Source organism: Tateyamaria sp. LSS28 (genome assembly GCF_059611725.1).
Map to the genome: position 1 here is coordinate 73,969 of NZ_JCAPFI010000011.1, position 9,459 is coordinate 83,427.

Genomic DNA, 9,459 nt, shown 5'->3' on the forward strand with positions numbered 1-9,459 from the left:
TCACTCCTTTTGTGTGGCCGTCCGCAGAAAGGCGATCAGGTCCGCCCGATCCTGCGCCCCGGCGATCACCTGCATCGGCATCTTGGACCCGGGGATATAATGATCGGGACCCTCGTCAAAGAGGGCATCGATGGTCGTGTCGTCCCAGACAATCGCAGACCCGTCGAGCGTTGGCGAGTACCGATAGCCGGGCACGACCCCTGCCCTGCGCCCGAACACGCCATGCAGGGTTGGTCCCGCCTTGCGCGACGGCCCGTTCTCAAGACTATGGCAGATCGAACATTTGCGCATGAACTGCCGTTCGCCATTGCTCATCGTGTCAGCGTCGCGCAGGAAGCTGCGCGTATCGCCGCCCGCCGGATCATAGGTGTCCAGCAGCGCCACGGGCCAAGCATAGATAACATCGTCGATGCCACCGGCATGGATCACGGTGCCATCCTCCGAAAAAGCCAGTGCCCAAACCGGCCCCTGCCGCATCGCGCGAAAGTCGCGCGTGATCTGCCAGTTGTTGGTGTCGACCACCATGATATGGCCCTCACCATCGCCGATGGCCAGTTGTCCGGTCGACGCGTGAAGTTCCATCGACAGGATCGGACGGCGGTCGAGGGTGAAGTCATGCCGCGCTTCGCCCGTATCGGCATCAATGACGCGCGTACCGCCATCGACCGCGCCATAGGCGAGCCAGCCGTCCCCCACAACAAGGCGGTTTACGCCAAATCCATGGCGTACCAACGGGCGCGGCGTGTCTCGGGTCGCCATGTCATAGCGCAAAACATCGCCCTTGGACGTCGCGGCATACAGGAACGCACCATCGGCCGAATACGCCACCGCATTCACCCCGGCACCGGGATAGGGCAGCGTCTCCGCCTCTCCTGCCGCCAGAGGCCACAGCACGATATCACCATCCCACGACCCGGCAGCGATCACCGAACCATCGGGGGACGCCGCAAGCGATGTCACCTTGCCCTTGTGCTGCCCGATCTTGCGCGGGCTGTCGCCCCAGTGCCATACGGCGAAATCATCGCCGCCCGTCACCAGTGCACCGGTCGTATCTTCAGCAAGCGCCGTCACGGCGGCATCATGCCCTTCCAACCATTCCGGCGCTTGGCCGTTCCAAACCCCGACGGAGTTGTCGAAACTGGCTGAGGCAAGCGTGCCATCTTCGGTCACGACAAGCCCCATGACCGGCCCACCATGCCCTTTATATGTGGTGAACTCTTGCGCCCCGGCGGGCAGCGCGATGCACAGGAACAGGCTACTCAGCAGGCGTCGCATCTTTGGGGGCCGCCTTGCCTTTTGCCTCCAGCTCCTCCAGCCACAGCGAATGGTGCTGCCGGGCCCAGGCTTCGTCCACCTCACCTGATCCCATGGCGTCATAAGCGCCCTCCATTCCCACCGAGCCGATATAGATGTGGGCAATGATGATCGCCATCAGGACAAAAGCAACGATGGCGTGCCACGCTTGTGCGTATTGCATCTCTTCATGCGGGGCCATTGCCGTGGGCAACGGGCCATAGATGGGCAAGCTCTCGATCCCGACACTGCGCATCAGGTCAAAGGTCTTCATGAACATCGGGAAGTCAAAGGGGAATAGCAGCGAAACCCCCGACAGCGAGATCGAGCCGCCCAACAGGATCACCGACCAGAAGATGATCTTTTGACCGCCGTTGAACTTCTTGGCCGGCGGGTGCTTGGACCCCACGATACCGCCCGCTTGCGCAAACCACGTGATGTCGGTGCGGTTGGGAATATTATGCCAGACCCACATCACGAACACAGCAACCAGCGCCACGATAAAGGCCCAGGCGACGTTGTTGTGAATGTATTTTGACGCCATCAGCAGGGTCGCATTGAACTCTTTCGAGATGTACGGCGCGATGAACATCCGACCAAACAGGGTCAGCAAACCGGTGATGCCCAGCAGGATGAACGATCCAGCCAAAAGCCAGTGAGCCGCACGCTCGAAGGTCTTAAAGCGGGTGACGGTGTGCCCAGTCTTTTCATAGTCCAGCCTGATGCGACCCCGCAGGACAAAGAACACGATCAACAGCGCGATGGTGCCCAAAAGCAGATAGCCACCGTATTTGGCCAGCGGTCCCTTGCGGAACTCCAGCCACGCCATGCCACCATCCTGCACAAGGACGGTTGCAACCTCCCCCCCTGCAGACACCGTAATGTCTGCCGATCCATAGCGCAGCGCACGCCACAAGTCAGGATCAGACGCGCCACCCAATGTGCCAAGCTGGCCCGTCAGGTCGCGCGCGTTTCCGGCAGCATCCCCGGTCTTGGGTGCAACCTCTTCTCCGCGCTGACGGGCCATGATGTCTTCAAGCGTCTGCGCTCCACCCGTGGCGGACCGGTCCGGCGTTGGTGCCGTGTCCTGTGCCATGGCGGGCAGAGCCAAAAACAATGCTGTAATCGCAATCAGAAGGGTTCGCATCATCGTCCTCGATTGGTGCAAGGAACCGTCTTCCTCGAAAGAAAACGGAACGGAAACTTTGTAAGTTTCAGGGCAGATTTTAGAAATCCGCACCCGGAATCAGAAGGCGCGATTGCGTATCGCGCCTTCCGTCTTGTCGATGTGGATCAGCCGTCCTGACGACCGTAAGCTGATCCCCAACCCCAAGCACCTGAGCCGAAACCGCGCGCCACGACGCGTTCGCGGTAGATGGCCGACACCACGTCGCCATCCCCGGCCAAGAGCGCCTTGGTAGAACACATCTCGGCGCAGATGGGCAGCTTGCCCTCTGCGATCCGGTTGCGGCCGTACTTGGCGAACTCCGCGGTCGAGTGGGTTTCCTCGGGCCCACCGGCGCAGAATGTACATTTGTCCATCTTGCCGCGGGAACCAAAGTTGCCAGCCTGCGGGAATTGCGGCGCGCCAAAGGGGCACGCGTAGAAGCAATAGCCACACCCGATGCAGAGGTCCTTGGAGTGCAGAACCACACCTTCCTCGTTCTGGTAAAAGCAGTCCACAGGGCAGACCGCCATACAAGGTGCATCGGAACAGTGCATGCAGGCCACGGAAATCGACCGTTCACCGGGATCACCATCGTTGATGGTCACCACGCGGCGGCGGTTGATGCCCCAGGGCACTTCATGCTCGTTCTTACAAGCCGTGACGCAGGCGTTGCATTCAATGCAGCGCTCGGCGTCGCATAGGAACTTGGCTCTCGCCTGTCCTCCTAATGCCATGTCGTAATCCTCCTTACGCTGTCCAGATTTTGCAGAGAGTCGCTTTGGTCTCCTGCATCTGGGTTACTGAATCATAGCCATAGGTCTGGGCGGTGTTGGTGCTTTCACCCAACACATAAGGATCGGCACCCTCGGGATATTTCGAGCGTTGATCCTCACCCTGGAAATGACCGCCAAAGTGGAAGGGCATGAAGGCCACGCCTTCGCCCACCCGGTTGGTGACCATTGCCATAACCTTGACCTTGCCGCCTTCGGGTCCTTCGACCCAGACTTGGCTGCCGTCCCGCACACCAAGATTGTTGGCGTCACGCGGGTTGATCTCGACAAACATGTCCTGCTGCAACTCTGCCAGCCACGGGTTCGAACGGGTCTCGTCCCCGCCGCCCTCGTATTCGACCAGTCGGCCGGATGTGAGGATGATCGGGTAGTCCTTCGAAAAGTCCTGTTTCTGGATCGAGGCATACAAGGTCGGCAGCCGGTAGGCGTGACGGTCCTCGTATGTCGGATAATCCGCAACAAGATCCCTGCGGTTGGTATACAGCGGCTCGCGGTGCACCGGGATCGGATCGGGGAAGGTCCAGACGACCGCGCGGGCTTTGGCGTTCCCGAAGGGCGCACAGCCATGCTTGATCGCCACCCGCTGGATGCCGCCCGAAAGATCGGTCTTCCAGTTGGTTTCGGGACCCGCGACCGCATCAATCGCAGCGCGTTCGTCGTCCGTCAGATCACCGTCCCAGCCAAGGTCCATCAGCATCTGCATCGTGAACTCAGGATACCCATCCTGAATCTCCGACCCGACGCTATAGACCCCTTCGGCCAGCAGGTTGTCACCGTCCCGTTCGACGCCAAAGCGCGCGCGGAAGGTCAGACCACCTTCAGCCACAGGCTTGGACATATCATACAGGTTCGGCGTACCCGGGTGGTTCATCTCAGCCGTGCCCCAGCTGGGCCATGGCAGACCATAATAGTCGCCATCTGCCGGACCACCAATGGCCTGCAGCGTCGTCCGATCGAACGTGTGCTGGTTTGCCATGTGCTTCTTGAGCCGCTCAGGTGACTGACCCGTGTAGCCAATGGTCCACATGCCGCGATTGATCTCGCGCAGCGTGTCTTCTGGCTCAGGCGTCAGGCCGTCCTCTTCCAACTTGATGTTGCGGAAGATGCGATCGTGGAACCCGAACTTCTGTGCGAACAGCGCGATGATCTCGTGATCGGGCTTGGACTCGAACAGCGGGTCGATGATCTTTTCCCGCCACTGCAGCGACCGGTTCGATGCCGTGACAGAACCACGGGTCTCGAACTGCGTCGTGGCCGGCAACAGGTACACCCCGTCGGTCCGATCATGCAGCACGGCAGACACGGTCGGGAAGGGGTCGATGACAACCAGCATATCCAGCTGTTCCATCGCCTTCTTCATCTCGACCATGCGGGTCTGCGAGTTCGGGGCGTGGCCCCAAAGAACCATGGCACGCACCTTGTTCGGGTTGTCCATGTTGTCCGGGTCTTCAAGAACACCATCGATCCAGCGCGAGACAGGAATACCGCTGAGGTTCTGCAGCGCCTTTTCCTTGCCATCCACACCTGTGGTCGTGGCAAACTGGCCAGCCAGCCATTCAGGATCTTCACCCCAAACGCGGGCCCAGTGGCCCCATGCGCCTGCCGACAGACCGTAGTAGCCGGGCAGCGTGTGGGACAGAACACCAAGGTCCGTGGCACCCTGCACGTTGTCGTGGCCGCGGAAGATGTTGGTGCCGCCACCGCTGGTGCCCATGTTGCCAAGGGCCAGCTGAAGCACGCAGTAGGCACGGGTGTTGTTGTTGCCGTTGGTGTGCTGCGTGCCACCCATACACCAGATCACTGTGCCGGGGCGATTGTTGGCCATGGTACGGGCCACGCGCTTGAGCTGCGAACCGGGGGCACCGGTGACACGCTCAACTTCCTCGGGCGTCCACTTGGCCACTTCTTCCTTGATCTGGTCCATGCCCCAGACGCGGGTGCGGATGAATTCCTGATCCTCCCAACCGTTGTCGAAGATGTGCCAGAGGATCCCCCAGACCAGCGCCACGTCAGTGCCTGGACGGAAGCGCACATACTCGTCCGCATGGGCTGCGGTGCGGGTAAAGCGCGGGTCACACACGATGACAGGGGCGTTGTTCTGCTCCTTGGCACGCAGCAGGTGCAGCAGGGACACGGGGTGTGCCTCAGCCGGGTTGCCGCCGATGATAAAGATCGCCTTGGAGTTATGGATGTCGTTGTAGCTGTTGGTCATGGCGCCGTAGCCCCATGTGTTCGCAACACCCGCAACGGTGGTCGAGTGACAGATACGCGCCTGGTGATCCACGTTATTCGTGCCCCAATAGGCCGCGAACTTGCGGAACAGGTACGCCTGTTCGTTGTTGTGCTTGGCCGATCCCAGCCAATAGACACTGTCCGGGCCGCTTTCGTCCCGGATGTTCATCATGCCGCCGCCGATCTCGTCGATCGCCTGCTCCCAGCTGATGCGCTTCCATTCCCCGTTTTCTTTCTTCATCGGGTACTTGAGGCGGCGCTCGCCATGAGCGTGCTCGCGGACCGATGCGCCCTTGGCGCAGTGAGCACCCAGGTTGAACGGGCTGTCCCAGCCGGGCTCCTGCCCCGTCCAGACACCGTCCTGCACCTCTGCCACGACCGTACATCCGACCGAACAGTGCGTGCACACCGATTTCTTCAAATCTACCTTGCCCGCTGCCGCCGTGGCAGCGCTGGCCTGGGTGACAGTCCCGCCTGTCGCAGCAATGGCCGACAAGCCCCCGATCACCAGTCCCGACCCGCGTAAGAACGCACGCCGGTCTACCGAAGCATTCGCCGCTTCAGTCAGGATACTTGTCCGCTGGGGGCGTCGCGCAACCCCGTTGGTCTTTTTCCTAAGCATGTTGCATCTCCCTTGCTTGCTTCCCGCCTGCGCGGGTCACTCGCTTGGCTTCCTTTGGGTCTCAGCAGTCGGGCGTCACGCAACCAGTCGCTGATCTCCTGCCTCGTCCGGGCTTATTCCCGGGCGCGGCCTTCCCTCCCGTCGCGCGCTGTACCGCGCGCGCAAAGTCACGCCGCTCAGAAGCGGGCGCTGTCAAAATACGCGCGCGTGTGCGCGGTATCCTGCATCTTCTCCGAGGTCAGATCCGGCTCCGCCGCCTCTGCCTGCGCACCGGTCGCAACCGCCACCGCCGCAATCGGCGCTGTGGTCGAGGCCAGCTTCAGAAAGTCGCGGCGCGATGCACCGTCTTCTTTCTTGCTCATCGACAAGTCTCCTCTCGATGTTGTGGGGCAGTTGCCCGCCCCCTTCTGACGCCGATCACTCGGCGCCGCTCATCCGGAAGGCTTCCGCCTCCACAGACATGAAAATCCGACCCACTGTGCCCACAGGTGTGTAGAAGACCGATGTCTTCGCCTCTTCCAGGTCGGTAAAGAAGTGTCCGGCCCATGGGCCAATATGTTTGTTGAAGAACTGCTTTTGCGCATTGATGTCCGCAGGTGTGCCAAAACGACCCACGATCATGGCGGCCATCATCTCCATCAGGCTGGCAATGCTGTCTTCGGGTTCGAACACGGTCTCAGACCGCTGCATACCTTTGGTGGCCATGTCCTGACGCAACAGCGCCAGCGGCTTTTCATTGAGAAAGCCGGTCAGATAGTAGCTGGCAAAGGGCAGCAACTCGCCCCGGCCCAAGCCGATGAACAGCTTGTTGAATTCGGATTCAGCCGCCTTGGGCTTGGTAACCCGCGCCAGCTTGGACAAGGTGCCGATGGCCTGACCCAGATCAGTATCGTCGCCAGTCAGCCCAGCCGTCTGCGCGAGCAGCATCTCGTCCGGCGGTCCGGCCAGCAATGCGCCGAGGAAGTTGTAAAGGTCCGCACGGGCGCGGTCCATGTCGGCGATTTGAATGTCTTCAGCGGCTGTCACGGTCTTGTCTTCCATTATGCTGTATCAAAGGCGAAGCGCATCCGGCGCTGCGGCATTGCGGTTGGTTCGGGTTCCGGATCTGGCAGCGGAACAGGATCAGCCGACGCGATCAGCGGCACCTCCTCCTCGGCCTCAATCTCTTCGACCTCTTCTTCAGCAGGTACCTCGTCCACGGTCTCCGCCTCGTCTTCCTCGTCCTCAAGGAACGCGGTCACCATGCCCTTGCCGACCTGATAGACGGTCTGCATGTTCTCGATGACCGTTGCGGCGTCGGTGTAATCCTCACCGTAGTCCACCAACCCATCCAGATTGGCGAGCAGCGGGTTCAACCGCCACAAGCGGCGCAAGGCGCGGGTCTTGAGGCGCTGAGGCAACTCGGCCTTGAGGAAGTCACGCACCGCATCCGCGCTCTCTAACGCCTCTGGCTCTGGCAGGTTCAGCTCTGCCAAGATCTCCTCGTCCGGGCGTTCTTCCAGCTTGGCAACTTCGGCCTCAACAACATGCGCTTCAAGCGCTTGCTCTTCGGCCTCAACCTCGGCACGCCGCCGGGACCAGAAATCACGACCCGAACTCAATGCACCCGCCTCCGCTGCCGCGCGGGCGAGGCATAGATGTCCGCCGCGGTTGCAATGCGCGGATCGCCAATACCGTCCTGCGTCAGGTCCGTGCGCGTCTTGTCACGCTTGCGTTTGACGAACGCTTCGTCCTGGTGGAAGTCGGTGACAAAGCCCTGCACCCACGCCATCAGACCCGCGGGCATTGGTACCTTCTCGACAATCTCTTCGCCGCTGTCAGTGTAATCCTGCGCCTCATAAGGCGACGCGGTGACAAGCACGACTTCAAGCGGCTGGTCGCCCCCGCATTCGCGCATCACCACGTAGATCGCAGGCTCAGCTGCGGACAGACCGTGCAGATACGCCTCGGTCTCGGCCCCGTGCAACTCCAAAGGCAGCGTGGCCGCATGGTACTCGACCGCCTCGCCTTCGCGGCGCATCTCCTGCCAGTCGGCAGACCCAGCACCCGGCAAAACGGCAACGGCTTTCCAGCTGTAAGAGGCCCAACGAGTCACGCCAGGCAGTCGTCGCAAGACAACGCCCAGAGGCATGGTTTGGTACTGGTCGGGGTTTCGGATCACCCTATGTCCTCCCTTGCCATCATCAAACTGCCAAAAAATTCATCCGAGAAGTGTCTTATGCAGGATTTCCCGTATCGCATTGACGCAAAGGCAGTTTGGCCAGCCTGTCCAAGGGATGCCGCGTCAAAGGGACTAAATGTCTAATTCGAGCGTTTCGCTCGGGAATACGATGGTGTACCGAAACGCGAATCACTTCGCCGTTTTCCATGCCCTTCCGCATGGTGCGATTGCTTGAAAACGGTTTGTGAAGCACCACGAATCAGGTCTAGGCTGGCGCCGGGACGCATGTGGACAGGGGCCGAAAATCAGCCCTGCCGCAAGGGAGGAATACGTGGTCAAATCTTTGATAACATGCGATTGTTTGGGCACCCAGACCATCGACGCCAAGGGGCTGTCCGATGCCACGGGTTTGGACGTGCGCTCACCGTGTTCGGCCCTCTGCACCACCCAGTTGGCCCAGGCCGAAGCCGCCCTTTCGGACCCAGATGTAGTTTTTTGTTGTACCCAGGAAGCCCGTGTTTTCGAGGAGCTGGCAGAGGGGTTGGACCGCCCTGCCCCACCCTTTCTGGACCTGCGCGACCGTGCCGGGTGGAGTGACGATACCGCCCCGAAACTGCCCAAAATGTCCGCACTCATCGCCGACGCCATGCTGCCCGCCGAGCCGGAAAAAACGCTGGATGTGGTCAGCGAGGGGCTGTGCCTGATCCTTGGGCCATCCGCCGTCGCGCTGGATGCCGCCGAACAGCTTAAGAACTATCTTGGCGTCACTGTCCTGCTTTCGGACGCTGCCGAAATTCCCGACACCCGCGCCTATGACGTGGTGGTGGGCAAGCTGCGCCGCGCTTCAGGGGCCTTTGCCCAGTTCGAAGTGGTGATCGACGCCCTGCAACAGATAGAACCGGGCGGGCGCGGAGCCTTCACCCTGACCGATCCGCGCGACGGCGCCGTGTCGCAATGCGATGTCATCCTGGATTTGCGCGCCGACACCCCCCTGTTTCCGGCCCATGAAAAACGTGACGGGTACTTGCGGGCCGAACCGACCCATGCCCCCGGCGTGGCCGCAGCCATCATGGCCGCCTCGCATCTCACCGGCACGTTCGAAAAGACGCTCTACGTCAAGACAACCCCGCTGCTCTGCGCCCATTCCCGCGCCGAGCAGACGGGGTGCACCAACTGTCTCGACCTCTGCCCG

Annotated in this window: 8 protein-coding genes and 1 pseudogene; 1 reads left to right on the top strand and 8 read right to left on the bottom strand. The window is 61.2% G+C overall.

The features are described 5' to 3' along the window. From AC53L6_RS23185 to AC53L6_RS23220, 8 genes are all read right to left on the bottom strand, one after another. Positions 1-1,275 carry a c-type cytochrome gene (locus AC53L6_RS23185; protein WP_496909556.1) on the bottom strand — a complete coding sequence of 425 codons (1,275 nt, stop codon included), beginning with the start codon at positions 1,273-1,275 and terminating at the stop codon, positions 1-3. Continuing rightward, entirely contained in the window at positions 1,256-2,440 is a 1,185-nt protein-coding gene (locus AC53L6_RS23190) for a formate dehydrogenase subunit gamma (protein ID WP_496909560.1), read from the bottom strand. Before AC53L6_RS23190 ends, AC53L6_RS23185 begins: the two co-directional genes overlap by 20 nt. Before the next feature lie 146 nt (positions 2,441-2,586). Then, positions 2,587-3,195, bottom strand: a complete 609-nt coding sequence (fdh3B, locus tag AC53L6_RS23195) for a formate dehydrogenase FDH3 subunit beta (RefSeq protein ID WP_039689579.1) — start codon at positions 3,193-3,195, stop codon at positions 2,587-2,589. Positions 3,196-3,208: 13 nt separating this feature from the next. Next, positions 3,209-6,106: a formate dehydrogenase subunit alpha gene (locus tag AC53L6_RS23200; protein WP_496909557.1), complete on the bottom strand. Its 2,898-nt coding sequence runs from the start codon at positions 6,104-6,106 to the stop codon at positions 3,209-3,211. A gap of 176 nt (positions 6,107-6,282) precedes the next feature. Continuing rightward, the gene (locus AC53L6_RS23205) at positions 6,283-6,468 is read right to left on the bottom strand and encodes a twin-arginine translocation pathway signal protein (RefSeq protein ID WP_299210108.1); all 186 of its coding nucleotides are present in this window, start codon (positions 6,466-6,468) and stop codon (positions 6,283-6,285) included. Positions 6,469-6,523: 55 nt separating this feature from the next. Continuing rightward, positions 6,524-7,147, bottom strand: a complete 624-nt coding sequence (locus tag AC53L6_RS23210) for a TorD/DmsD family molecular chaperone (RefSeq protein WP_299210110.1) — start codon at positions 7,145-7,147, stop codon at positions 6,524-6,526. Then, positions 7,147-7,707 (bottom strand): DUF3306 domain-containing protein, encoded by a 561-nt coding sequence (locus AC53L6_RS23215; RefSeq protein ID WP_496909558.1) that lies wholly within the window; start codon positions 7,705-7,707, stop codon positions 7,147-7,149. The genes AC53L6_RS23210 and AC53L6_RS23215 overlap by 1 nt, the downstream gene beginning before the upstream one ends. Further along, positions 7,704-8,237: a DUF3305 domain-containing protein gene (locus AC53L6_RS23220; RefSeq protein WP_496909561.1), complete on the bottom strand. Its 534-nt coding sequence runs from the start codon at positions 8,235-8,237 to the stop codon at positions 7,704-7,706. Before AC53L6_RS23220 ends, AC53L6_RS23215 begins: the two co-directional genes overlap by 4 nt. A gap of 391 nt (positions 8,238-8,628) precedes the next feature. Here AC53L6_RS23220 and AC53L6_RS23225 point away from each other — a divergent pair. Then, positions 8,629-9,459, top strand: a pseudogene (locus AC53L6_RS23225) ((4Fe-4S)-binding protein); the annotation flags it as partial.